The organism is Mycobacterium sp., from assembly GCF_035697385.1.
Lineage (GTDB): Bacteria > Actinomycetota > Actinomycetes > Mycobacteriales > Mycobacteriaceae > Mycobacterium.
Map to the genome: position 1 here is coordinate 1 of NZ_DASSCY010000185.1, position 25591 is coordinate 25591.

General features: G+C 65.4%; 20 protein-coding genes and 1 pseudogene. 10 read left to right on the forward strand and 11 right to left on the reverse strand.

Annotation, left to right across the window (positions count from 1 at the left end):
- On the forward strand, positions 1–308 hold a 308-nt coding region (locus VFH65_RS14990), incomplete at its 5' end, for a DUF899 family protein (RefSeq protein ID WP_353322475.1).
- Here VFH65_RS14990 and VFH65_RS14995 read toward each other — a convergent pair.
- Positions 287–4276 carry a bifunctional nitrate reductase/sulfite reductase flavoprotein subunit alpha gene (locus VFH65_RS14995; RefSeq protein ID WP_353322476.1) on the reverse strand — a complete coding sequence of 1330 codons (3990 nt, stop codon included), beginning with the start codon at positions 4274–4276 and terminating at the stop codon, positions 287–289. The two genes, VFH65_RS14990 and VFH65_RS14995, sit on opposite strands and share 22 nt — an antisense overlap.
- Before the next feature lie 111 nt (positions 4277–4387).
- On the reverse strand, positions 4388–5818 hold the full coding sequence (locus tag VFH65_RS15000; protein WP_414688428.1) for a nitrate/nitrite transporter: 1431 nt from the start codon (positions 5816–5818) through the stop codon (positions 4388–4390).
- A 193-nt stretch (positions 5819–6011) separates the two neighbouring features.
- Between VFH65_RS15000 and VFH65_RS15005 the strand changes: the two genes are divergently transcribed.
- From VFH65_RS15005 to VFH65_RS15015, 3 genes are read left to right on the forward strand one after another with little or no spacing between them, the layout of a single operon-like run.
- Positions 6012–6365, forward strand: coding sequence for a molybdopterin oxidoreductase (locus VFH65_RS15005; protein ID WP_353322479.1), 354 nt, complete (start codon positions 6012–6014; stop codon positions 6363–6365).
- Positions 6365–8833, forward strand: a complete 2469-nt coding sequence (gene nirB, locus VFH65_RS15010) for a nitrite reductase large subunit NirB (protein WP_353322480.1) — start codon at positions 6365–6367, stop codon at positions 8831–8833. The genes VFH65_RS15005 and nirB overlap by 1 nt, the downstream gene beginning before the upstream one ends.
- Complete coding sequence (locus VFH65_RS15015; protein ID WP_353322481.1) at positions 8830–9150, forward strand: Rieske (2Fe-2S) protein; 321 nt, start codon at positions 8830–8832, stop codon at positions 9148–9150. Before nirB ends, VFH65_RS15015 begins: the two co-directional genes overlap by 4 nt.
- Here the strand turns inward: VFH65_RS15015 and VFH65_RS15020 are convergent.
- Positions 9147–10091 (reverse strand): hypothetical protein, encoded by a 945-nt coding sequence (locus tag VFH65_RS15020; RefSeq protein ID WP_353322483.1) that lies wholly within the window; start codon positions 10089–10091, stop codon positions 9147–9149. The two genes, VFH65_RS15015 and VFH65_RS15020, sit on opposite strands and share 4 nt — an antisense overlap.
- Before the next feature lie 34 nt (positions 10092–10125).
- On the opposite strand from VFH65_RS15020, the gene VFH65_RS15025 reads away from it, so the two are divergent.
- The gene (locus VFH65_RS15025) at positions 10126–10524 is read left to right on the forward strand and encodes a hypothetical protein (RefSeq protein ID WP_353322485.1); all 399 of its coding nucleotides are present in this window, start codon (positions 10126–10128) and stop codon (positions 10522–10524) included.
- Between the two features lie 558 nt (positions 10525–11082).
- Here VFH65_RS15025 and VFH65_RS15030 read toward each other — a convergent pair.
- The 4 genes from VFH65_RS15030 to VFH65_RS15045 are packed head-to-tail and all read right to left on the reverse strand — an operon-like array spanning position 11083 to position 14522.
- Entirely contained in the window at positions 11083–11475 is a 393-nt protein-coding gene (locus tag VFH65_RS15030) for a universal stress protein (protein WP_353322486.1), read from the reverse strand.
- Positions 11472–13019, reverse strand: coding sequence for a tripartite tricarboxylate transporter permease (locus VFH65_RS15035; RefSeq protein ID WP_353322487.1), 1548 nt, complete (start codon positions 13017–13019; stop codon positions 11472–11474). Before VFH65_RS15035 ends, VFH65_RS15030 begins: the two co-directional genes overlap by 4 nt.
- A 1-nt stretch (position 13020) precedes the next feature.
- The gene (locus VFH65_RS15040) at positions 13021–13545 is read right to left on the reverse strand and encodes a tripartite tricarboxylate transporter TctB family protein (RefSeq protein ID WP_353322489.1); all 525 of its coding nucleotides are present in this window, start codon (positions 13543–13545) and stop codon (positions 13021–13023) included.
- Positions 13542–14522 carry a Bug family tripartite tricarboxylate transporter substrate binding protein gene (locus VFH65_RS15045; RefSeq protein ID WP_414688426.1) on the reverse strand — a complete coding sequence of 327 codons (981 nt, stop codon included), beginning with the start codon at positions 14520–14522 and terminating at the stop codon, positions 13542–13544. Before VFH65_RS15045 ends, VFH65_RS15040 begins: the two co-directional genes overlap by 4 nt.
- A 111-nt stretch (positions 14523–14633) precedes the next feature.
- Here VFH65_RS15045 and VFH65_RS15050 point away from each other — a divergent pair, with 111 nt between their 5' ends.
- Both VFH65_RS15050 and VFH65_RS15055 read left to right on the forward strand, forming a co-directional pair.
- Positions 14634–16241: a sensor histidine kinase gene (locus VFH65_RS15050; protein ID WP_353322490.1), complete on the forward strand. Its 1608-nt coding sequence runs from the start codon at positions 14634–14636 to the stop codon at positions 16239–16241.
- Positions 16234–16905, forward strand: coding sequence for a response regulator (locus VFH65_RS15055; RefSeq protein ID WP_353322492.1), 672 nt, complete (start codon positions 16234–16236; stop codon positions 16903–16905). Before VFH65_RS15050 ends, VFH65_RS15055 begins: the two co-directional genes overlap by 8 nt.
- Here the strand turns inward: VFH65_RS15055 and VFH65_RS15060 are convergent.
- Positions 16891–17776 (reverse strand): annotated as a pseudogene (locus tag VFH65_RS15060) (HNH endonuclease). The gene VFH65_RS15055 and the pseudogene VFH65_RS15060 overlap by 15 nt on opposite strands.
- Before the next feature lie 218 nt (positions 17777–17994).
- Here VFH65_RS15060 and helR point away from each other — a divergent pair.
- Positions 17995–20208 carry an RNA polymerase recycling motor ATPase HelR gene (gene helR, locus VFH65_RS15065; protein WP_353322493.1) on the forward strand — a complete coding sequence of 738 codons (2214 nt, stop codon included), beginning with the start codon at positions 17995–17997 and terminating at the stop codon, positions 20206–20208.
- Here the strand turns inward: helR and VFH65_RS15070 are convergent.
- Both VFH65_RS15070 and VFH65_RS15075 read right to left on the reverse strand, forming a co-directional pair.
- The gene (locus VFH65_RS15070) at positions 20192–21733 is read right to left on the reverse strand and encodes a phospholipase D family protein (protein ID WP_353322494.1); all 1542 of its coding nucleotides are present in this window, start codon (positions 21731–21733) and stop codon (positions 20192–20194) included. The genes helR and VFH65_RS15070 overlap by 17 nt on opposite strands.
- The gene (locus tag VFH65_RS15075) at positions 21730–23268 is read right to left on the reverse strand and encodes a phospholipase D family protein (RefSeq protein ID WP_353322498.1); all 1539 of its coding nucleotides are present in this window, start codon (positions 23266–23268) and stop codon (positions 21730–21732) included. Before VFH65_RS15075 ends, VFH65_RS15070 begins: the two co-directional genes overlap by 4 nt.
- 73 nt (positions 23269–23341) lie before the next feature.
- On the opposite strand from VFH65_RS15075, the gene VFH65_RS15080 reads away from it, so the two are divergent.
- Both VFH65_RS15080 and VFH65_RS15085 read left to right on the forward strand, forming a co-directional pair.
- Positions 23342–24574 carry a serine hydrolase domain-containing protein gene (locus tag VFH65_RS15080; protein ID WP_414688427.1) on the forward strand — a complete coding sequence of 411 codons (1233 nt, stop codon included), beginning with the start codon at positions 23342–23344 and terminating at the stop codon, positions 24572–24574.
- 7 nt (positions 24575–24581) lie between these two features.
- Entirely contained in the window at positions 24582–25307 is a 726-nt protein-coding gene (locus VFH65_RS15085) for a type 1 glutamine amidotransferase (RefSeq protein WP_353322495.1), read from the forward strand.
- On the opposite strand, the gene VFH65_RS15090 is transcribed toward VFH65_RS15085, so the two are convergent.
- The coding region (locus VFH65_RS15090; protein ID WP_353322496.1) for a DUF1731 domain-containing protein at positions 25286–25591 on the reverse strand (306 nt) is incomplete at its 5' end. The genes VFH65_RS15085 and VFH65_RS15090 overlap by 22 nt on opposite strands.

The following is a 25591-nucleotide window of genomic DNA, read 5'->3' on the forward strand; positions in this document are numbered from 1 at the left end:
ACCTACGGGACGGCGACCGCGTCTTCGAGACCTACTGGACGAAGCGCCGGGGCGTGGAGGCCATGGACTACAACTACTCGCTCATGGACCTGACCGTCTACGGACGCCAGGAGCCTTGGGAGGAATCACCCACCGGCTGGCCGCAACACTGCTCCATGAGGAGCGACAGCGGGTCGCCCACATGGGCGCCGGTATCGGAGGAGTGGGGCGGACGCCCCGTCGCCCAGTGGCCGCGACTCGACGCCGGACACTCCGACGACCTCGCCGTTGAACGCAGATCGCCGGCTCAGTACACGTCGCGGACGTAGCGTTTCTCGGCGACCAGTTCGCGCTTGTAGTCGTGTGCCTTCTCGTGCGACATCTTGCCGTGCTTGGCGATGATCGTGGTCAGCGCATCGTCGACGTCCTTGGCCATTCGGGTGGCATCACCGCAGACGTAGAAGTGCGCTCCGTCGTCGAGCCAGCGCCAGACGTCGGCGCCGTAGTCGAGCATCTTGTGCTGCACGTAGACCCGGTCGGCCTGGTCCCGGGAGAAGGCCAGATCCAGGCGGTTGAGGAAGCCGTCGCGGACCATGTCCTCCAAATCGTCGCGGTAGTAGAAGTTTTCGCTGCGATGCCGGTCGCCGAAGAACAGCCAGTTGCGGCCGGAGTGCCCGAGCGCCCGTCGCTCCTGCAGGAAGCCGCGGAACGGCGCGATGCCGGTGCCGGGGCCCACCATGATCATCGGTGTGTTCTGGTCCTCGGGCGGGCGGAAATGCGGTGAGCGCTGCAAAAACACTGCCGCTGCCGCTGCGCGGTCCGCCAGGAACGTCGAGCAGACACCGCCCCGCTGGCCGCCGTTGACGCCGCCGTAGCGCACCACCGACACCGTCAGCTGCACCTCGTTGGGGCTGACAAGCGGGCTCGACGAAATCGAGTAGTTCCGCGGCGTCAGCCGCACCAAAACTTCCTGCCACTGCTCGGGCTCGGCATGCACCGCGAACTCGGTCACGATGTCCAGCCCGTTGCGGCCAACCAGCCATTTGTCGAGCTTGTCCCTCGGCGCGCGCAGCGCCTTGGCCGCGGCGCGGTCATTGCACGATTCGGCGACGAACCGCAGCAGGTTCGGCGTGACCCGGCAGATGTCGTAGGACACGATCAGGGCGTCGCGCAGCGACTGCTCGTTGCCGTCGACCTCGACCTCGGCGTCGCCTGAAAGGCCGGTGGCCGCCAGCCATGCATCCACCACAGCAGGACTGTTGGTGGCGTACACGCCAAGCGAGTCGCCTGCCGCGTAGGTGACGTCGTATTCGGAGATGTCAAACCCGAACTGGCGCACCTCTTTTCGCGATGTCGGCGGGGTCAGCACGGTATTGCGGGACAGGCGCGCGAGAAGAGGTTTGGCGCGCGTGAACGGTTCGGTGGCGGTCTTGGGCCGCGCGATCGTGGACACCCCGCCGCCGTTGCCATTCGACGGTGCGGGCGCGTCGGGTGCGCCGGCCAGAAGCGTGGTGACCTTTTCGGCCCAGCGGTCCATCGGCTCGTCGTCGTAGATCTCGCATTCGGTGCGTTCGAGCATCCGCGTTGCGCCAAGCGCCTCCAGCCGCGTGTCGATGGACTTGGCGTGGCCGCAGAAGTTGTCATACGAACGGTCGCCGATGCCAAGCACCGCGTAGCGGATGCCGTCCAGCGCAGGCGCATCCGGAGAGTCGAGCTGGTCCCAGAAGGTCGCGCCGTTGTCCGGTGGGCCGCCGTCACCGAAGGTGCTGGTGATCACCAACACGTCGCGGGCAGTGGCCAAATCCGGCAGCTGCAGGTCGTTCATGTTGACCAGCTGCGAGCCGCCGAGCTTCTCGGCCAGCCGGGAGGCGAAGTCCTCGGCGTTGCCGGTCTGCGAGGCCCACAGCACCAGCGGGCCGCCCTTGGGTTGCGGCGCCGTGTCTGTGAGCCTGGAGTACTTTCCGGCCAGCAGGCCGTCGACCCACAGCCGCACGTCGGCCGAGACCGGCGCCGAGGGCGGCAGCACCGGAACGCCACTCACCCCGTCGGCAATCCCGCGGAAAAAGGCTGTGACGTAGATCTTTTCGTCGTGGCTCAGAGTCGGCTGGTAATCGTCGGCGGGTTGGACTGACTTGGCAGGGCGCAGGCTCACGGCACACGCCTTGAACTCCGGTTGCAGCGAGTCGGGGTCGACGGCGTCGTTGGTCAGCGCATTGACCGTCAGGTATTCGCCGTGTTCGTCGTTCCAATGGAACGGCACGAAACAGTTGCCGGGCAGCACCCGGTCCGTGACCACGGCGGGCAGCACGGCGCGGCCCCTCCGTGAGGCCAGCTCGACGGGCTGGCCGGCGACGATGTTCAGCGCCAGCGCATCGGCGGGATGGACCTCGACGAACGGTCCGCTGTCGAGCTTGTTGAGCTTGTCGACCTTGCCGGTCTTGGTCATGGTGTGCCACTGGTGTTGCAGCCGGCCGGTGTTGAGCACCAGCGGGTAGTCGTCGTCGGGCAGTTCGCGTGGGTCCATGTGTGGACGCGCCAGGAACGCCGCGCGCCGTGACGGCGTCGCGAAGGCCAGCCGTGGCACCTGACCGTTCTCGTCGACGAACAGGTCTTGGCTCACACCGTCGTTGAGGTAACGGATCGGGTGGCGATCGGCGTCGTCGTCGGGCGGGCACGGCCATTGCAGCGAGGTCTGCCGTAGCCGCTCGTAACTGGCGCCACGCAGGTCGTAGCCGGTCTTGGGATTCCAGAACTGCCTGATCTCGTCGAAGATCTGCTCGCTGGACTCGTAGCGGAAATGCTCGCCGAAGCCCATCTGGGTGGCGACCTGGCAGATCAGTTGCCAGTCCGGGCGGGCCTGGCCCGCAGGCGGAATCGACTGCTGCAGCAGTGTGAGATTGCGCTCGGAGTTGACCATGACGGCGTCGGATTCGGCCCACAGCGTGGCAGGCAGCACGATGTCGGCGTAGTGGTTCGTCGCCGTGGTGCGGTAGGTGTCCTGGGTGATGACGAGATCGGCCGCCTCGAGGCCGGTGATCACCGTCTTTCGATTGGCCACGGTGGCAACGGGATTGGTGCAGATGATCCAGCACGCCTTGATGTCGCCGTCGGCGAGCTGCTCGAACATTTCAATGGTGCCCGGCCCGACATCGGAGCGAAGGGTCCCGGGCGCCAAACCCCATTGCTGCTCGACGAACTCGCGGTCGTCGGCCGAGACCACCGAACGCTGGCCGGGCAAACCGGGTCCCATGTAACCCATTTCGCGTCCGCCCATCGCGTTGGGTTGACCCGTGAGCGACATCGGTCCGCTGCCTGGCCTGCAGATGGCGCCGGTCGCCAGGTGCAGGTTGCAGATCGCGTTGGTGTTCCAGGTGCCGTGGGTGCTCTGGTTGAGTCCCATCGTCCAGCAGCTCATCCACTCCCCCGCGTCGGCGATCATCCGGGCGGCGGTGCGGATGTCTTCTGAGGGAATGCCGGTGATCTCGGAGACGCGGTCGGGCGAGTAGTCGGCGAGGAATTCCGGCATTGCCTCCCAGCCGCTGGTGTGCGCGGCGATGAAATCGGCGTCGATGTCGCCGTTTTGGACCAGCAGGTGCAGTAAGCCGTTGAGCAGTGCCAGATCGGTGCCCGGCTTTATCTGCAGGAACAGGTCGGCCTTATCCGCGGTGGTGGTGCGGCGGGGGTCGACGACGATCAGCTTGGCCCCCGCCTTGAGGCGATCGGCCATCCGCAGGTACAGAATGGGATGGCAGTCGGCCATGTTCGACCCGATGACGAAAAACAGGTCGGTGCAATCGAAGTCGGTATAGGACCCCGGCGGGCCGTCGGCGCCGAGCGACTGCTTGAACCCCGTTCCGGCGCTGGCCATACACAACCGTGAATTCGACTCGATGTGCACGGTCCGCAGGAAACCCTTGGCCAGCTTGTTGGCCAGATATTGCGCCTCGATGGACATCTGGCCCGACACGTACAGTGCGACCGCATCCGGACCGTGCTCATCGACAATGTCACGCAGCCGTCGGCCGGCTTCGGCAACGGCGTCGTCGACTGGGGTGGGCACCAGCTCTTCGTTGCGCGCCGGGCGCACCAGTGCGGATGTCAACCGCCCGTCGTCGGCGGCCATCAATTCAGCGTGGGTGGCGCCCTTGGTGCACAACCGGCCGAAGTTCGTGGGATGCAGCTTGTCCCCTGAAACGCGGGCTATGACCTGCTTACCGGTGCTGCGATCGGTCTTGGTCTGCACCTCGATGCCGCAGCCGACACCGCAGTACGAGCACGCCGTACGGGTCACCGCCATGACGCCCATGGTGGGCTGGCAATGTTTCGGGCTCTTTTCCAATGACGTTATCGGGGTGAAAATTGATGCTCACCGGCCCAGATGCGGGCCGGTGAGCATCGTTTGCGCAGCTCAGGTGGCCGGCACGGGTGCCGCCATGCGGCCGATTTCTTCACCCGCGCCTGCCCTGGCGGACTTGATCCGCAGGAAAACGACCCAGGTGACTATGGCGCAGATCACATAGAAGCCCATGAAGACCCAGAATGCGTTGGTGGCCGACTTCGCTTCGCCGACGTACGAGGCGCGCAGCACGACGTTGATGAACACTCCGCCGAGCGCTCCGATCGCACCGGCGAACCCGATCAGCGCACCGGACATGGCCCGCGACCACGCCGCCTTCTCGTCGCGGCTGAACTCGTCACGGCCCTGCGCCTTGGCCTCGAAGATCGACGGGATCATCTTGTACGTCGAGCCGTTGCCGAGGCCGGACAGGATGAACAGCAGGATGAATCCCACGACGTAGGCCGTCATCTGCCCGCCCGTCGGAGCTCCGGCCGCGCCGTCGTCGAGCACGCCTGCCGTCACGAGGATTCCCGCCGCGAAGATCATCGCGATGAAGGTGTACAGCGTCACCTTGCCACCACCGATCCGGTCGGACAGCTTCCCGCCAAATGGCCGCGAAATGGAACCGAGAAGAGGCCCGATGAACGCGATCTGCGCGGCGTGCAGGGATGCCTGCGCGGGCGTGTCGCCGCCGGCTAGGTAGTTGATTTGCAGCACCTGGCCGAACGCGAACGAGAAGCCGATGAACGATCCGAACGTCCCGATATAGAGGAAGCTCATCACCCAGGAGTGCTTGTACCGCAACGCTTCTGCCATCGCGCCGAGGTTGGACCGCTGGTTGCCGAGGTTGTCCATGAACAGCGCCGCGCCCACCGCCGCCAGCGCGATCAGGACAAGGTAAATGGCACAGACGATTTCGGCTGCGGTGTTGCTGAACACGGCGATCACCAGTAGACCGACGAGCTGGATGGCCGGCACGCCGATGTTGCCGCCGCCGGCGTTCAATCCCAGCGCCCAGCCCTTGAGCCGCTGCGGGTAGAACGCATTGATGTTGGTCATCGACGACGCGAAGTTGCCGCCGCCGAAGCCTGCGAACGCCGCGACGATCATGAACGTGGTGTAGGAGGTCTCTGGTCGCTGCATGAAATAGAGCGTCAGCAAGGTTGGTATCAGCAGCAGGAGGGCGCTGACGATCGTCCAGTTGCGCCCGCCGAACTTGGCTGGGGCGATGGTGTACGGGATCCGCATCGCTGCACCGACCAGCGTGGGTACCGCGACCAGATAGAACTTGCCCGCCGGGTCGATGCCGTAGGTGGCCTGCGGCATGAACAGCACCATCACCGACCAGATCGACCACACCGAAAAGCCGACGTGTTCGGCGAAGATCGACCAGATCAGATTGCGTTTCGCTATTTGCTTTCCGGGGGTCTTCCCGCCGGTGCCTTCCCAGGCCTCGACGTCTTCGGCATCCCAGTGTTCGATGTTGCGGTCGCGGGTCAGAATTGTCACGAAGGCCTCCCAGCAGCAGTTGCGTCATTTTTACGGGGACGCCATTCCGCAGCGATTGCACGGCCGTGTCGGAAATGTCAACACCCGCTCACACCTGCGCTTGCATTGCTGGTGCGCAATGGGATTCATGGCCGACTCATCGGGGAAACGAACCAGAAACAAATGCGCCCTAGCGTCGGTGAGGGTGAGCGACGGCAGCACTCCACGATTCCTGCAGGGCCCATTTGAGTTCGAGGGCAACGGTTTGGACAAGCCGTCGCTGCTCGATGAGTCCCTGCGCTACGTGGTGCCAGCGGGTGCCGTAACGCAGCCGGTGTACTTCCGGGGCGGCAACTCCACCAAGCAGATGATCACCGTGGTGCTGTTCCGCGACGGAAAACCGATGCGCTACTTCCCGATCGCGGCCAGGGGTGCCACGCATGTCGCCTTGCGCGTCGTCGAGGATCTGCTCGCCGACACGGTCCTTGAGCTGCATGTCGCCGCACCCAGCGGCTGCAGCGGGACGGTGATCGTCGACCTCGGCCTGGTGGAGGTGTGATGCGACAGAAGCTGGTCGTGGTCGGCAACGGGATGGCCGGGGTGCGCGCGATCGAGGAGATCCTGCTGCGCGGCGGCGCCGAGAAGTTCGACATCACGGTGTTCGGTGACGAACCGTACGGCAACTACAACCGGATCCTGCTGTCGAATGTGCTGGCCGGCAGCGACCACGCTGACGAGATCTATCTCAACGGGCTGGACTGGTACAACGACAACGGCATCGACCTTCGGGCCGGGGTTCGGGTGGTGCGCATCGATCCGTTCGCACACCTGGCGTACGCCGACGACGGTTCGGTCACCCGCTACGACTATCTGATCCTGGCGACCGGCAGCCGGTCCTTCTTCCCGCCGATGGCCGGGTTATGGGCGGACAACAAGACTTTGAGCGACGGCGTGTTCGGCTTCCGCACGCTCGACGACTGCGTCGGCATGATCTCGCAAGCCGCACACCGCACCAAGGCGGTGGTGATCGGCGGCGGTCTGCTGGGACTCGAGGCCGCGCGAGGACTGCAGAACCGCGGGCTGACGGTCGACGTCGTACACGCGGGTCCGACGCTGATGAACGCGCAGCTCGACGACACCGCAGGAGCGATCTTACGAAAGTCGGTACAAGGCATCGGGATAACCGTTCACCTGGACAAGCGCACCACCGAAGTTCGCCTTGACGGCAGCGGCCGGATGGCGGGAGTCGTGTTCTCCGACGGCAGTTCGATCGACTGCGACATGTTGGTCATCGCGGCGGGCATCCGGCCCAATGTCGGGCTGGCGCAACGCGCAGGCCTGACCGTCGAGCGCGCGATCGTCGTCGACGACCACATGCGCTCGGTCGACGACGACGCAATCTATGTGGTCGGCGAATGCGCCCAGCACCGCGGCCAGGTCTACGGGCTGGTGGCGCCGCTGTGGGAACAGGCGACCGTGCTGGCCGACCACCTGACCGGCACCGACCGCAGCGCCGCGTACCACGGGTCGCGCACGGCCACCAAGCTCAAGGTCGCAGGCGTCGACGTCGCCGCGATGGGCCTGAAGGCACCCGAACTCGAAGACGACGAGTTCGTCCAGTATTCCGAGCCACGGCACGGCGTGTACAAGACCATCGTCATCCGCGACGGCAAGCTCGTCGGCGCCACATTGCTCGGCGACGTGAGCAAGGTGTCGTTCCTGACCCAGGCGTTCGACAGCGGGTTACCGCTGCCAGAGGAGCGCGTCTCGCTGATGTTCGACATCGGCACCCCGGAGGTGGCTGTCGGCGTCGCCGAGATGTCCGACGACGCCCAGGTGTGCAACTGCAACGGCGTGAACAAGGCAGCGCTGGTGAGTTGCGTGCAGTCGGGCGAGACGTCGGTCACCGGCGTGATGGCGAAAACCAAGGCGGGCAAGGGCTGCGGATCATGCAAGGAACTCGTCGGCCAGATCGTCGGGTGGGCCTCCGGCGGTGCGCTCACCGAGGACCCCTCCGCGTCGTGGTACGTGCCGGGGATCCCGTATGACAAGCCGACGTTGATGCGACACATCCGCGAGCTCGAATTGCATTCGGTGTCATCGGTGTTCGCCGCGCTCGCGCCGGACGGCCGCGAGGACGCCAACTCCAAGAGGGCGCTGTCGTCGCTGCTGGAGACGATGTGGGCCGATGAGTTCGTCGACGAACAGGACGCCCGGTTCATCAACGACCGGGTGCACGCCAACATTCAGCGGGACGGCACCTTCTCGGTGGTGCCGCAGATGAAGGGCGGCGTGACCAATTCATGGCAGCTGCGCCGCATCGCCGAGGTCGCCGACAAGTACTCCGTTCCGCTGATCAAGCTGACCGGCGGGCAACGAATCGACCTGCTCGGTGTGCGTAAGGAAGACCTGCCTGCAGTGTGGGCGGATCTGGACATGCCGTCGGGCTACGCGTACGGCAAGAGCTTCCGAACCGTGAAAACGTGTGTCGGTAGCGACTTTTGCCGCTACGGCGTCGGCGATTCCACCGCGCTCGGCATCGCCATCGAGGAGCGTTACCAGGGGCTGGCCAGCCCGGCGAAGATGAAGCTCGCCGTCACGGGCTGTCCACGTAACTGCGCGGAATCGTTGTGTAAGGACCTCGGCGTTGTCGCCGTCGACGGCGGCCGCTGGGAGATTTATGTCGGCGGCGCTGCAGGCGCCCATATTCGCAAGGGCGACCTTCTCGCGACGGTCGGCGACGCAGAGACGGTCATCAAACTCACCGGCCGGTTCCTGCAGTACTACCGCGAGAACGCCAACTGGCTCGAGCGCACCTACAAATTCGTCCCGCGGATTGGCATCGACACGATCCGCGCCATCGTGGTCGACGATGCCGAGGGCATCGCCGAGCAACTCGATGCGAACATGCAGCGCTCGGTCGACGCCTACCGCGATCCGTGGCAGGACGGCCGAGAACCGGTGACAGAAGGGCAATTCCGCACATCCCTGCCGCTGTTGCCGCTGCCGCAGGTGCCGGTGCGATGACCGAGGTGAGTCTCGGCATCGAGGTAGGCAGGGTCGACGACGTGCCGGTTGGCGAAGGCCGAACCTTCGCCGTCGACGGAGAACAGATCGCGGTGTTCCGGCTTCGGGACGGCTCCCTGCGCGCCATCGATGCGGTGTGCCCGCACAAGGGCGGACCGCTGGCCGACGGTCTTGCCGACGACCAGGTGGTGGTCTGCCCGTTGCACGGCCACACCTTCGACATGGCCACCGGATCGGAAGCCGGCGGGCACCCGATGTCTGTTCGCAGCTACCCGGTTTCGGCCGTGGACGGCACGATCCGGATCACCACCACCTAGTGCTGTGGCCTGCGGCGGCCAAGCCAGAAGGCCAGACCGATCGCACCGAAGCCCAGCGTGCCGACCACACCGGCCGCCACGAACAAGAAGATGTCTCTGCCTGTGAATCCGGACGACGACGTCTCGTCCGAAGCCAGCCTCAGTTGGTAGTCACCGGGTAGTGGTGCCTCTTGCGGATTGTCGAGGCCTGGGAACTGCTGAGTCCTGTGCACCTCGAATTGCCGTTCACCGCTTGGGGTTTGCGTCCACACACCCCATGCAGGCGTCGCGCCGTCGAGCAATACCTTGCGCTCACCGAAGCGGGCGTCGTCGCCGACGTCGACGATGCGCCGCACCCGGAACGGTTCGTAGACCCTGTCCGTATAACGCACAAGGACGGGAACGTTGTCATAGCGCAACACCGGTGGCGGGGGCGGCGGGAACGGCATCCCGAAGCCGGGGTAGTACCCGCCGCCGAAGAAGCTGCCCACCGCGACGTTGACCGCCGTATTGACTGCGGCGTTGACCAAGTTGGCGGCGGTGGCCACGACGGCGGTGAAGCTGTACGCGGCGAACTGGGCCACCTCGAGCACGATCCGCGCTAGCGGCGGGATCCACACGATGCGCGGGGCGTTCTGGTACACGTACACGATCCGCACCTTTTCGCGGAACGGGTTCAGGATGACGGGCCGGTAGTACTCGTCGTATTCGATCCAGTCCGGGCTCCATTGCCGAACGTCGCGGTCCCACACCCGGGCACTCGCCAGCCGGACGTCCGCGTCTGCGCTTGCGCTGATGCCTGGGAGGCCAAGGCCCAGATTGAGATTGAGCTCGCTCGAGAGGGCGTCGACGTCCTGCTTTGGCGCCGGTTCGGGCTTTACCTCAACGACTTTCGCGGTCTTCGCGATCTCGACGTCTTGCTCTGGCGCCTGCAGCGTCTGCGGTTCGGACGGCTCGATCACCTCCGCGGCCTGCGAGACGGTCGACGACTCCGCCGTGGACGAGGAGGCCGTTGACGACGAGGCCGTTGACGAGGACGCCGTGGATGAGGACGGCTCCTCGCCTTCAGCGCTTGTCTTCGCCTCGGTTTCAGTCGCAGCTGGTGCGCTGGCCGTTTCCGAGGTCGGTGCGACCAGTGCCGGCGAAGCAGGTGGGGCGGTGGCGCTGGTCGTGGCCGGGGCGGCCGGGCCGGCCGGGGCCGAGCTCGCCGCCTTCTGCTCCGACGACGTCGCCGGTGCAGGCTCAGTTGTCGAGGGCTCCGCGACCCGTTGCGCGGGAGCTTCGGCCGTCGTCTCCGGCGATTTCACCACCGATGTCGGCGACGCGGGAGCGACGGGCGTGATGACCGGCGCTGTCGTCGGTGCGACTGGCTGCGGAGCCGGCTCGGGCTCCTGAGTTTGAACCTGCGTCTGTGGCGGCGACTCGACGCTTTCAGGCGCAGGAAGTATTGCGGGCGCGCTTGGTGGCGCCTCGGGCTTGGGAGCTTCGGGCTTCGGCGTTTCGGCTTCGGCCTGCTTGGTCTCCTCGGGAACGACCACTTCAGGTTCCGGAACAGCGACGGTGGTCGTCGGCATCACGGGTTCGTTCTTCGGGTCGGCGATCGCCGGCGTAATTCCGCCGGTGAGTGCTGTCAGGGAGATGACTACCCCTGAAGCCAAAACAGCGACAACGCTGCGCTTAGAGCAAAATTCAAGCGGTGCACCCATCGTGCATCGACTCCTTTGGATCTCAAGGAGCGTGGCGATAACCGCCACGGCTGCGTGTGCAGTCATCTCCCCCAACGCCGGCCTGGTACCAGCTAGTTGCTGCGGGCGAAAAGAAACGAGGTGGATGAGTGTTATGCCTTGAGCCATCCTCCCGGGACATCGACGCCTTCAGTGCCACCGGAGCCAATGAATGCGTTCCGGCCTCAGAAGGTTCATCGCTCCCGGAGCCGATGTGTTACGAGCCGCGTCAGGCGTCGCTGGGTTTGACCGCCAATACAGGCTTGGGGCACTCGAGCAGCAGTTGTTGTGACACGCTGCCGAGCAGCAGCTTGCCGACCGGGCTGCGATGCCGGATTCCGATCACGAGCAGCTCGGCGTCACTGCGATCCATCGCCTTGAGCAGCTCGGTGGCGGCGTCCACCCCGACCGGCTGGGTCAGTTCGAACTCCACCCCGCACTCGTTGAGATGCTGCTCGACGTCGTGAACCTCGCCGGATTGCGCAAACCGCGGGTCGGCGTATGCATCGCCCGAAGTCGAGTTGATCACCACCAATTTGGTCTGCCGCAGCTTGGCCTCGGCGATTCCGTGCTCGATGGCCGCCCGGCCGAACGGGTCCGCGCTGTAGCCGACGACAATCATGCCTGCGCCTTCTCTTTCTGGTCCGTGTCGTCCTCGACGATCAGGAGGGTTTCCTCGCTGCGGTGCATCAGCCGCAGTATCAGCGGCATCAGCAGCAGTATCGCCATCAGCACGTACACGATGATCGCGACCGGCTCGGTGAACAGGCTGGTCCAGTCGCCGCCACCCAGCTGAAGGGATTGACGCAACTGACGTTCGATCCTCGGCCCGAGGATCACGCCAATGATCAGCGGCAGCACCGGCAGCCCGAACCGCCGCATCATCAGGCCGAGCAGACCGAACAGCAGCAGAAGCGCCAGATCCAGCGGCTGCACGTTCACCGCGAGCGCACCCAGCGCAGCGAAGAACAGGATGCCTGCGTACAGGTAGGGCCGCGGTGTGCGCAACAGCTTGGCCCACAGCGGCGCCAAAGGCAGGTTGATGATCAGCAGCAGGAAGTTGCCGATGAACAAACTGGCGATCAACGTCCAGATCAGCAGCGGCTCCTTCTCGAAAAGCGTGGGGCCGGGCTGGATTCCGTACGATACGAACGCGGTGAGCATGACAGCCGCAGTGGCGTTGGTAGGCAGGCCGAGCGACAGCATTGGCACCAAAGTGCCTGCGGCAGAGGCGTTGTTGGCCGCCTCGGGACCGGCGACGCCTTCGATCGCACCCTTGCCGAACTCCTCTTCATGCCCGCTGCGCTTGGCAAATCGCTTCTCGGTGATGTAGGACAAAAACGTCGGAAGTTCGGCACCGCCGGCAGGAAGAGCGCCGAACGGGAAACCGTACGCGGTGCCACGCAACCACGGCTTCCACGACCGCTTGAAGTCATCACGGCCCATCCACGGCCGCCCCACCGGGATGATGTCGGCCGGGCGGCGCCGCAGATGCGCGGCCACCCACAGTGCCTCGCCCATCGCGAAGATCGCGACAGCGATCACGACGATGTCGATTCCGTCGGAGAGCTGAGGCAGGCCGAACGTCGCACGCGGCTGACCGGTCAGGAAGTCGATGCCGACAACGCCGATCGCCAGGCCGAGGAACAGCGAGATGGCACCACGCAGCTTGGAGGCGCCGAGCACGGCCGTCACCGCGACCAACGCGAACACCATGATTGCGAGGTAAGACGGGGCGCCAAGTGTCACTGCGAATCTCGATATCGGTGGCGCGAAGGCCGCGAGCAGCGCGGTGCCGATGGCGCCTGCGACAAACGATCCGATGGCCGCCGTCGCGAGCGCCTGTGCGGCGCGTCCGGCCTTGGCCATCTTGTTGCCTTCGATGGCGGTGATGACCGACGACGACTCCCCCGGCGTGTTCAGCAGGATCGACGTGGTGGATCCGCCGTACATGCCGCCGTAGAAGATGCCGGCGAACATGATGAACGCCGCGCTGGGGCTGACGTTGTAGGTCACCGGGAGCAGCAGTGCCACCGTCATGGCCGGGCCGATGCCAGGCAGGACACCTACAGCGGTTCCGAGTAGCACGCCGATGACGGCGTAGAGCAGGTTCATCGGGGTGGCGGCCTGCTCGAACCCTTGGAGTAGCCAGTCGAGGTTTTCCATGTCAGAGGATCCCGTCCAAAATGCCTGCGGGCAGCGGGATTCCGAGCCCTGAATAGAAGGCGTAGAAGCTGGCGACGGCCAGCACGGCGCCGATGACGACGTTGCGGATGTAGTGCCTGCTGCCGAGGATGGTCGCCGTGCCTGCGAACAGCAGAGTGCCGGTGATGGCCCAGCCGAGCGGGTCGACGAGTACTATCACGGCTACGAAAAGCCCGACGAGCATGCCGACCGTGCGCCAGTCCCCCGGCGTGGTCGGGTCGACGTCCTCCCCGGCGTCGGCCTCGCCGACCGACCCGCGCGCAACGGCGATGGCCAGAATCACCGCCAGCACAATGAGAATGACGCCGATGGCGAGCGGGAAGAACTTGGGCCCGACGGGGTCGACCTTTGCGAACCCGGCTTCAAGAGTAAGCGCGTCGTAGAGCAGGAATGCGCCAACCGCGACGAGCACGGCGCAGACCAGATACTGCGCCCGGTCAACCGGTTTGGAGTCCGCGTGATCGACTGGTTCTTTGGTGGTTGTCATACCAGCCCCAGCTCGGTCAGGGTCGAGCTGACCCGGTTGTCCTGATCCTTCAAGAACTGTTCGAACTGCGCACCGGTTATGAACGCGTCTGTCCAGCCATTCTTCACCAGCGCCTCCTTCCATTGCTGCGTGCCGTGCAACTCTTCGAGGGCCTTCACCATCGCCTGCTTGGCGTCGTCCGAAATACCCGGTGGCGCAAGGACTCCGCGCCAGTTGGCGAAGGTGAGGTCGATGCCGGACTCCTTCAACGTTGGTGCGTCGATGCCCTCGACGCGTTCGTCGCCGGATACGGCCAGCACTCGCAGCTGACCGCCTTCGATCTGGTCGATGAGTTCACCGGGACTCGATGTGCCGACCGTGATCTTCTTGCCGAGCAGCGCCGTGAGCAGGTCGCCGCCGCCGTCGTACGTGACGTAGTTGACGGACTTCGGCTCGACGCCAACGGCTTTGGCCAGTTCCATCGGGAACAGGTGGTCGGGTCCACCGGGTGAAGAACCGCCGCCGATCGTCACCTTGCTCGGATCGGCCTTCCACGCGGCGACGAAGTCCTGCACCGTCTTGAAGGGCGAATCGGCGGGGACAAACACCGCACCCGGATCCTCGATCAGCTTCGCGAGCGCCGTCGCGTCGGACGCCCGCGCCTTCGAACCGTTGGTGTAGGTGGCGCCGACAACGCCGAGCCCCATCGTCATCATGAGGTCGTTGTTGCCCTTCTCGTTCATCAGCCGGGCCATTGCGACGGTGCCGCCGGCACCGATGACGTTGAACACTTCGACGCGCCCGGTGATGTCGTCTTCTTCCATGATTTTCACGGCGGTGCGTGCGGTGAGGTCGTAGCCACCGCCCGGGCTGTTCGGCACCATCATGCGCAGCCGGTGAAACCCGTGCTCTTCTTCGCCGCGCGTGACGCCGCAACCGGCTACCAGCGCCGCGATGACCGCGATGGCCAGTCCCGCAATGATTCGTTGCCTCGGCAACCGGCACCTCTTCACAGTCGTCCCCAATCACTCATTTGTGATGCTCAGCAATACTGGACCCACGAAGTGACCTAGGTCACCGATTCGGACGCAAAGGACGTATTGGTCGTTGTGAACACTTTCGGGCGCAGCCTGGCCGGTCAGTTTCTGATATTTCAACTACTTGTGGTCGCCGTGGTGCTGCTCGCCGTGGCGGCGGTCTCGGTCGCGCAGTCGACCCGCGAGTTCCGTGAGGTGCGAGGGCAGCGCATGATCGCGGTCGCCGAGAACATGGCTTCGACGCCGATCGTCCGGGATCGCTACGCAGATCCGTTCGCAGCGCGGATGCTTGCGCCGGAAGTGGATCGCGCAGTCGCGCTGTCGGGTGCAGGCCTGGCGGAGATTCTGGACCCTGGCGGCACTGTGCGGGTGTCGTCGGATCCGTCGCGCATAGGCCAGCGGATGGATCTGGGGCCTAGCCGGGCCGACGAGGGCCGGGCGTGGTTCGGCGATCTCGACATCAATGGGGTGCACAACCTCGTTGGACAGGTTCCGATTCTGTCCACCGATGGCGACGTGCTCGCGGTCGCGTCGGTGAGCGAGCGGTATCCATCGGTGTGGGAGCTACTCAGCGGCGCGGGCGAGCGGCTGCTGTTCTACCTCGGACTCGGTGCTGCGCTGGGGCTGCTTGCGTCGTGGCTGCTGTCGCGGCGGATCAAACGGCACACCCGCGGACTGGAGGTCGCCGAGATCGCCGGACTTGCCGACCACCGCGAGGCGCTGCTGCACAGCATCCGTGAGGGAGTGGTCGCGGTGAACAACGAGGGCGACATCACGCTGCTCAACGACAGCGCCCAGGAGCTGCTCGGGGTCACCGGTGCGGCGGTGGGCCGCAAGGTAGACAGCGTCGGGTTCGACCCCGCGGTGGTCGATTTCCTGTTGTCCGGTGAGGACGGTCGTGACGTCGTCATCGCCACCCGCACCCGGGTGCTGGCGCTGAACCGCCGTGCGGCTACGAGCCAGGGCCAACGGATCGGCACGGTGACGACGATGCGTGACAGCACAGAGCTGGCCGCGCTGCAGGGGCAGTTGTCGTCGCATAAGAGCGTCACCGACACGCTGCGCGCGCAGACGCACGAGTTCGCCAACCAGCTGCACACCATCTCCGGCCTGGTCCAGCTCGGCGAGTACGATTCCGTGCGTGACCTGGTGGGCACGCTGACTCGGCGCCGAGCAGAGATCAGTGACGCTGTGACTCAACGGATTTCCGATCCCGCGGTAGCGGCATTGCTGATCGCGAAGACGTCGCTGGCCGCCGAGAGCGGCGTGTCGCTGGAGCTGGCGCCGGAGTCCCACCTGGCCGCGTTGGAACCTGCGCTGGCCACCGATGTGATCACGTTGCTTGGCAATCTGATCGACAACGCGGTCGATGTGTCGGTCGGTGCCGACCCCGCCAGCGTCACGGTGTGCATCGAGGACCGCGACGGCCTGACGGTCTCGGTGATCGACTCTGGTCCCGGTGTGCCAGAACACCTTCGGGAGACGATCTTCGCCCGCGGCGTAACCTCGAAACCCGACGTCCCGGGTGGTCGCGGGATCGGCCTTGCCTTGGTCCGGCTCGTCACCGCGCAGCACGGCGGAACGGTAGAGATCAGCGACGGCGCCGCGGGAGGCGCGATGTTCGTGGTGCGGCTGCCCGCAAGCCGTTCGACCGTAATCGAGAAGGCCGGACATGCGTGATGTTCTCGTCGTCGACGACGATTTCATGGTCGCCGAGATTCACCGTCGATTCGTCGACCGGGTGGACGGATTTCGCGCCGTCGGCGTGGCCCGCACTGGCGCGGAGGCGCTGTCGGCGGCCCGAGAACTGCGTCCGCACCTGATCCTGCTCGATGTGTACCTACCCGATATGACGGGCCTGGAAGTGTTGCAGCGATTGCGATCCGAGGGCGATCGCGTCGGCGTCATCATGATCACCGCGGCTCGGGAGCTGGACACCGTGAAGGGCGCACTGGACGGTGGGGCCGCCGATTACCTGATCAAACCGTTCGAGTTCGACCAATTGAAGGCAAAATTGGAGGCGTTCACGACGCGAGCCGATGCGCTGGAATCGGCTAGCGGCGTTGACCAATCGTTGATCGACTCGCTGTTCGGCGCGTCGACGCGCACGCCGGCGCAGGAGGTCATGCCGAAAGGACTTGGCGCCGAAACCGGTCGTTTGGTGCTGGATGCGGTTCGGACCGCCGGTGAGGTGTCGGCAGCCGAATGTGCGGACCTGATTGGGATTTCACGGGTCAGCGCGCGACGCTATCTCGAGCACTACCTGAGCGTGGGCGCACTGGAGCTGCGACTGCAATACGGCGTGGGCAGACCTGAACGGCGCTACCAATTACGCGGCGTGTAGGTCGGCGAGGTCGATGCCGATCCTGAGTTCGACTTCGCTGATCTCGATCATGGGCGCCCCTGGCAGCGGCGGTGCTGTCGACCGATACCGCGCACCGGTGGGTGTGACGAATTCAGCTGTGTGCACACCGTTTTCATCAGCAGCAGTGACGCACCAGCCTGGGGCTTCCTTGATGTAGTTGCACCGTTCACACTCACCCAGCCCGTTCTCAGCGCTGGTCGGCCCGCCCCGGTTGCGTGGGGTGGCGTGATCGCGATGCCGAATGGGCGCATCACAGTAGGGTGTGCGACACGTTCGATCGCGTATTCCGATAAATCTGGCCAGCCCTTTGGGGAACAACCGCGACCGCGACTCCATCGCCACCAACGCGCCGCTCTTCGGATGCCGGTACAGCCGCCACAACGTGGCCTCCGACCGCTCATCGACCACCGCATCCCCCACCAGCTGCTGGGATGGTCAGGTCGGCGCACAGTTCGGCATCCAGCACCCGTCGATCCGCAACACTCAAACACGCCGATTCCCGGACGATCAAAGTGGCCCGCCACTCCGAGAGCGCACCACACTCAAGCGCGGCCAACGTATGCGGCATCTCACGCACCAAGGCATTGGCGAACCCGAGGTGCCGACCGCCGCGCGAGGGCGAATCGTGTCGCGCCAAGGCCACCTCACTGGCCAACCCACAACCCTGCTTGGCCTTCGGCACCCCAGCCGCAGCCTCATCAGCGCGACGCTTCGCATCCATCGCCGCCGCAGCGCGAGCCTGGCCCGCAGCCGCCGCCGACTTCACCCGCTCCAACCAGCCGATCCGCTCGATCAACGCAGCCTCGTCGGCATGCGGATCCACCGCCGTCAACGCCGCTATATCGAACATACATTCGAATATAGATCGCCACTCCGACAAATCTCACGCACCGGTACGGAGCGAGTTCGCGAGGAGGTTGTCCATCGGGGACAGTAGACGAGAACGAGGGAGTAAACACCGCGTGCCAATTTCAATCTATAGCGCACAGGGGGGCTTGCGGCAAGACCCGGGTCGTGCCGCAGAATCGCTGGCCGAAGCTTCGTCGAGCGGGAAAAAGTAAGGGGTACATGTCAACTCAGGAGTATGACGACGAACTGCGGTCCGAGCAGAGCTACGTGAGGGGGCTCTACGTGCGGCTCGACGCCGAGCGCGCGCGAGTGAAGGGTAGGTACCGCGCGGCGCTGCGCAGCCCCATCGATGCCAAAGACGGCGGAACACTCGTCGATCGGGACTCCGAAGTGCGTGCGACCGCCAAACAGATGAAGCGGTTGGACGTCGCTGACAGCGGACTGTGTTTCGGTCGGCTGGACAGCATTTCCGGCGAGCGGTTGTACATCGGCCGCATCGGTCTGTTGAAGGAGGAGAACGACTACGAAACGCTGTTGCTCGATTGGCGGGCACCGGCAGCACGCGCGTTCTACATCGCCACCGCCGCCAACCCGGAGGACATGCGCCGGCGCCGCCAGTTTCACACACTCGGGCGTCGGATCGTCGATTTCACCGACGAGGTCCTCGGCCGCCCCGACGGCGAGGCCACGGGCGATGCAGCCCTGCTCGCGGCGGTCAACGCGCCGCGCGGTGAGGGAATGCGCGACATCGTCGCGACGATCCAGGCCGAACAGGACGAGGTCATCCGGCTCGATCACCCTGGGGTAGTGGTGATCGAGGGTGGCCCGGGCACTGGGAAGACGGTGGTGGCGCTGCACCGCGTCGCCTACCTGCTCTACACCCAGCGCAAGCGGATGGAACGCCACGGTGTGCTCGTGATCGGACCCACCCCGGCGTTCCTGAGCCATATCGGCCGCGTCCTACCGTCGCTGGGCGAGACGAACGTGGTCTTCATGACCACCGGCGACCTGGTGCCCGGTCTACGCGTCGCCGCCGAGGACACCCCGGATGCCGCGCGGCTCAAGGGCTCACTGAAAATTCTGGACGTCCTCGCCGCGGCGGTCGCCGATCGTCAGCGAGTCCCCGAGCATCCGCTGCCCATCAAGCTGGCGGACGTCACTGTGCGGATCGACGCCGAAACCGCCGAATGGGCCATCCAAGAGGCCCGCGCGAGCAAGTTGCCGCACAACGACGCCCGCGCGGTCTTTACCGACGTCATCACCTGGGTGGTGACCGAACGGGCGATCGCCAAGATCGGACGCGACTGGTTGACAAGGGATGACCGTGCCGCGTGGGAGCACCTGCGGGCCGAGCTTCTCGACGAGCTTGCGGACCACGAGGCGTTCACCGCCGCGCTCGACGAACTCTGGCCGACGCTGACGCCGGAAACGCTTTTGGCGCAGCTTTATACGTCCCCCGAACGGCTGCGAGCGGCGGGCGCCGATCAGTCGCTGTTGCGCGCTGACGGAGAGGCCTGGACGGTTTCGGACGTGCCGCTGCTAGACGAACTGGTCGACCTGCTGGGCCGGGACAAGGCAGCCGACCAGGCCGCCGAGCGCGAACGGCAGGAGGAAGCCGCATACGCGGCAGGTGTACTGGACCTCATGGTCGATCGGGAGGACCTGATGGACGACGAGGACCAACTGCTCGCCAAGGACATGCTCGACGCCGAGGACCTGGCGGACCGCTTCATCGAACGTGACAATCGCGAACTGTCCGAACGTGCTGCCGCGGACCGTGATTGGACCTACCGCCATGTAGTTGTGGACGAAGCCCAGGAACTGTCCGAAATGGACTGGCGGGTGCTGATGCGGCGCTGTCCGAGCCGATCGTTCACGGTGGTCGGCGATCTGGCCCAGCGCCGGTCGGTGGCCGGAGCGACATCGTGGGACACGATGCTGGAGCCGTACGTGCCCGGCCGCTGGGTCTACCGGCCGCTGTCGGTGAACTACCGCACCCCGGCGGAGATCATGACCGTCGCCGCCGCGCTGCTCGCCGAGTTCGCACCAGGAGTCCAGCCGCCGGAATCAGTGCGGGCGTGCGGTGTCCAGCCATGGTCCAGGCAGGTTACCGACGACGAACTACCCACTGCCATAGAGGAATTCGTCAGCGACGAAGCCACCCGCGAAGGCACCAGCGTCGTGATCGGGCCGCCGGGTGTGCCGGGTACGTTAGCGGCCTCGGAGACGAAAGGCCTGGAGTTCGACGCCGTTCTGGTGGTGGAGCCGGAGCGGATCATCGCCGATGGGCCACGCGGGGCCGCCGAGCTGTACGTTGCGCTCACCCGCGCCACCCAACGCCTCGGCGTCCTGCATAAGGGGCCCTTGCCGCAGGCGTTGACCGGCCTCGTCGAGACAGGAACACCTCAGCGTGAATTCACAACTCGCCCTTGAGTCGATCACGCCACGCCCGCCCGTCTGGATCGTAGATGAGCCGGTATGCCGGTGACGACCACAGCCGGGTGAAGCGGCCGAGCCGCTCCGGGGCGTGCGGGCGCAGCCGCCCCGGCGGCCTCGGTCCGCTCCGACCGGACGCATGCCACGCGTCCAGAGCCTGTGCCGCGGCGGTGATCTCCTGCACTGCCGTATCTGGATCGGCCAGTCCCCCGTCTTCACCGCCATCGGCGGCCCGATCCAGATGCTCGCGCATCAGCCGCAACCGCAGATCACGGGCGAACACCTGATCCTCGTCGAGCACCGCGCATGACAGTTCGCTGTCATGCGTCCACGACCGCCTGTTGAAGTTGTCGCTTCCGACCGATGCCCAGATATCGTCGATCACACAGACTTTGGCGTGCACGTACACCGGCGTGCCCTCGTGGTTCTCGACATCGAACACGTGAACGCGGCGTGGTCCGGCGTCCCGGCACGCATCTATTGCCTGGCGACGTCCAATCATGTTTGGCGGCAAGGCCAGTCGACCGTCGACGTCGGGATACCGTGGCACGACCGCGATCAGATGCAGGTCCGGGTTGTCCGCCAACGCACGAGCGAACAGGCCTGCCACCCATTTCGACCACAAGTACTGGTCCTCCAGATAGATCAGCCGCCTGGCGCGCTTCACCGCCTTGCTGTAGCCACGCGCAATGCTGCGCTCGCCGTGCGGCGCGAAGTCGTACTCGAAATGTGCGTCGGGGTAGGTGCGCAGCACCTGCACGGCATGCGGCCCGCAGCGCGGCGGATCGGGCGGCTGTTCCGGCAGCTTCCCGGCTTTCAGGTCGGCGCCGCGCAACTTGTCCTCGATCCAGGCGATCGGCGACAACATGTCCAGCGGTGCGGGGTCGTTCCACCGTTCACGGAACGTCATGTCCAGCGCCCCGACAACCGGGCCCTGCAGCCGCAATTGCACGTCGTGCCACGGCGGCCGGTCTGAATAGCGCGTGGACATTCGCATCGCCTGCGGGTCACCGCGATGCGACTCGTCGTCACGGCGCGAGTGGCACAGATCGATGCCGCCGGCGAACGCCACGTCACGCTCGGGCGCATCGGGGTGACGGATGACGACCAGCTTCTGGTGATGTGAACCACCGAAGCGCACGCGTTGGTCCAACAGCACCTCGCCGCCGGCCTGTTCGATCTCGTCGCCGAGATGCTGGTTCTCCTCCTCGCTGTACTGAAACTTGTCGAGGTGTGACCGCCACATCAGACCCTTGACGACGACTCCGCGTTTCGCCGCGCCGCAGAACAACTCGGCGATCGTCGGCCCGCCGTCGCGCATTTTCTGGTCAGGATCCCCGCGCCAGTCGGTGAAGAAGAGGTAATCACCCGCGCGAAGCGTCTCCACTTCGGTCACAAGGTGATCGAAGTACGTCGAGCCGTGGATCAGCGGCTCGGCACGGTTGCCCTCGCACCACACAGGCAAACGCGAAGAGCTGTTACCGCGTTCGGATGCGGTGAGGAACCAGTCCGAAACATTCATGGCCGCCACCCAGTCAGCCGATCGCGATACGACCGCCCATCCGGGTCGTAGATCATCCGGTACGCCGGCTCGGCCCACAGCCGCGTGAGCGGATCGACCCGTTCGATCTTGTGCGGCCGCAACCGGCCAGGCGGACGGCGCCCTCGACAGCCCGATTCATGCCACGCCTGCAAGGTCTGGGCCGACTCGACGATCTCGCGCACCGCGGTGACCGGATCGGCCAGGCCGCCGTCCTCACTTCCGTCCGGCGCACGATCAAGGTGCTCGCGCAGCAACCGCAGACGCAGGTCGCGCGCGAACTCGCCGTCGGCGTCCAGCACTGCACATGACAACTCGCTGTCGTGAGTCCACGACCTTCGATTGAAGTTGTCGCTGCCCACGCAGGACCAGGTGTCGTCGATGACACTGACCTTGGAATGCACGTATACCGGTGTGCCCTGGTGGTTTTCGACGTCGAAGACATGAACGCGGTCGGGGGCGACGCGCCGACACGCGTCGAGTGCGAGTTGGCGCCCGACCAGAGTTGGCGGACGGCCAAATCCACCTTCCAGGTCGAAATACCGGGGAACGACCGCCACCAGCTGCAGCTGCGGATTGGCGGTAAGGGCGCCGACGAGCAGGTCCGCGATCTCTTCGGACCACAGATATTGGTCCTCGAGGTAGATCAGGCAGCGGGCGCGCCTGACCGCCTTCGTATAGCCGCGGGCAATGCTGCGCTCGCCGCCCTTGGCGAACTCGTACTGGATCAGCGCGTCGCCGTAGGTCCGCAATACCTGGATCGCGTGTGATCCACATGGCGGCGGATCGGGTGGTTGCTCGGGCAGCGGACGGCGTGCCGCGTCTGCGCCCTGGAACCGGTCGCGTATCCACGCCAGCGGGTTGAAGAGGTCCAGCGGCGCGCGGGCCGTCCATCGCTCCCGGAACGTGGTGTCCAGCGCGCCGACGACCGGACCGCGCACTTGTAGCTGCACGTCATGCCACGGTGGGCGCTCGCCGTAGCGACTCGACATGCGAATCGCCTGCGGGTCACCCTCGTGCGAGGCATCGTCTCGGCGGGAGTGGCACAGGTCGATTCCGCCGATGAATGCGACGTCGCGATGCGGTTCGTCGGGATGGCGCAGGAGGACAAGCCGCTGGTGGTGCGACCCGCCGAGCAGCACACGCTGGTCCAGCAGCACCTCCCCGCCCGCGCGCTCGATGGCCTCGGCGAGATGGCGGTTCTGCTCTTCGTTGAACTGAAGCTTGTTCGGGTACGACCGCCACATGAGTCCCTTGACGAGCACGCCGCGTTCGGCCGCCGCACGGAAGAGTTCGGCGACGGTGGGCCCGTTCTCACGCAACCTCTCATCGGCGTCGCCTCGCCAGTCGGCAAAGAACAGGTGGTCGCCGGGTCCGAGCGCCTCCACCTCGGTGACGAGTCGGTCGAAATAGCTCGCTCCGTGGATGAGGGCTTCGGCCTCATTGCCCTCGCTCCACGGCGGCAAATCCCAATTAGGGTTACCGCGTTCACCCGACGTGAGGAACCACTCGGCCATGACTGACACGCCCTGGAATGCCCACTTGTGCGTCAATTTACGCACTGCGGGGGTCCCTCTGCCAAGATCGGGCATGCCCGTTGCCCGGCGCCTACTCGCCGTCACCTGCGTTCTCGCCATGTTGACCGCCTGCGCGCCCGCCGCTCCTCCGCCGGAAAACACCTCCCCCACCACCGAAACCGCCAAGGCCGACGCGGTGATGCGAATCGTCCGCGCCACCATGGCCGAGGCCCATCTGAAGGCCGCCATCGTCCGGGTGACCGTCGACGGCCAGGAGGTCGTTACCGAGGCGGTCGGCGAGTCGATGACCGGCGTACCCGCCACAACCGGCATGCATTTTCGCAACGGCGCCGTCGCAATCTCCTACGTTTCAACGCTGCTGCTGAAACTGGTCGACGAGAAGAAGGTGAACCTCGACGACAAGGTGTCGAAGTGGTTGCCCGAGGTTCCGCACGCGGACCGGGTGACGCTGGGGCAGCTGTCACAAATGACCTCGGGTTACGTCGATTACGTCATTGGCAACACCGAGATGAACGACGCGCTCTATGCAAATCCCTTCCGGCGCTGGACCACCCACGAGTTGCTGCAGTACGCCACCACCAAGCCGCTGCTATATGAGCCCGGCACCAACTGGAACTATGCGCACACCAACTACGTGCTGCTGGGCCTAGCCCTTGAGAAGGCCACCGGCCAGGACATGGCGAAGCTGTTGTCCGACAAGATTCTTCGGCCTCTTGGGCTGACCAACACCGTCAACTCGATCACCGCGGAGATCCCGTCGCCCGTGTTGCACGCGTTCAGCTCCGAGCGTCGTACGGCTCTCCAGATCCCCGACAGCACACCATTTTACGAGGAAACCACCTACTGGGACCCGTCATGGACAATCACCCACGGCGCGATTCAGACGAGCAATATCTACGACCTCGAAGCGACCGCCCGCGGCATCGGTTCGGGCCAACTGCTCACTCCGGATTCGTACAAGTTGATGGTGTCGACCGATCTGCGGGGCAAGACACGCAAGCAGGCCGGCTGTACCACTTGCGATGAGATGAACGACATCTACACCTACGGCCTCGGGCTGGTCATCTCCGGCAATTGGCTGCTGCAGAACCCGATGTTCGCCGGGTATGCGGCACTCGAGGCGTACTTACCGTCGCAGAAGATCGCAATCGCCGTTGCGGTCACCTTTGCTCCCGGGGCGTTCGACGACCAGGGCAATTACCGCAACGAGGCCGATACCCTGTTCCGCAAGATCGGCGCCGAGTTGGCCCCAGAAGATGCGCCACCCATGCCGCCGTCGAAATAATGTGACCGTGGCGCCCAAGGTTCTGTTCATCTACAACGAGCATCTCGCGACCGAAGCCCTGCTGGGTGAGGCGTTCACGGAGTCCGGCTACGACGTCGACACATTCGAGGTGGTGCCGGCCGAACGCATCGACGATCCCGCCGTCGAAGTGACCTTCCCGGAGCCGACCGGCTACGACGTGATCGTTCCGCTGGGTGCGCGGTGGCCGGTGTACGACGACGCGCTGCGCCGCACCTGGGTGGCAGGCGAGATGCAGATGCTTCGCGACGCCGCGGACGCCGGGGTGGCGCTTCTCGGTATCTGCTTCGGCGGCCAACTGCTCGCGCAGACGTTCGGCGGGTCGGTCGCGCGGTCGGCCGTCCCCGAAATCGGCTGGTACGACGTGACCAGTGACAACCCGGATCTGGTACCCGGTGGGCCCTGGTTCCAATGGCATTTCGACCGCTGGACGCTGCCCCCTGGTGCGAACGAAATCGCACGCACCGCGAACTCGTCGCAGGCGTTCACCCTCGGCCGTGCGCTTGCCCTGCAATTTCACCCCGAGATCGACCGTGCGCTGCTCGAGCTGTGGCTGGCCGACGACCGTGACGGCGAAGTTGTCGGCGTAGGTCTCAGCCACGACGAATTACGCTTGCGCACAACCGAACTCGCCGACAGCGCGGCGAAACGGATCCGCGGGCTGGTGCGCGGATTTCTCACCCACGTCTCGCGTCAGCCGTGCCCGAGTTCGTGAGCTAACGCATCATCGATCTTCGCGCGCCGGAACCGGTGGCCCAACGACTCGAGCTTGGCCGGCACCACCCGCTGATTGGCTTCGGCGAATTGCTTTCGCCCCGGCAGTAGCGCGGGACGATGAAGCACCCCGGCGAGCGCTTTCGTGTAGTCGGCGCTGCGCACCGGCTCGGGCGCGACGGCATTGACCGGTCCGACCAGGCGAGTGTCGTACAGCGCGCGGTAGTACACGTCGAGCAGGTCGTCCAGCCCGATCCATGACAGCCACTGCAGCCCACTGCCCAG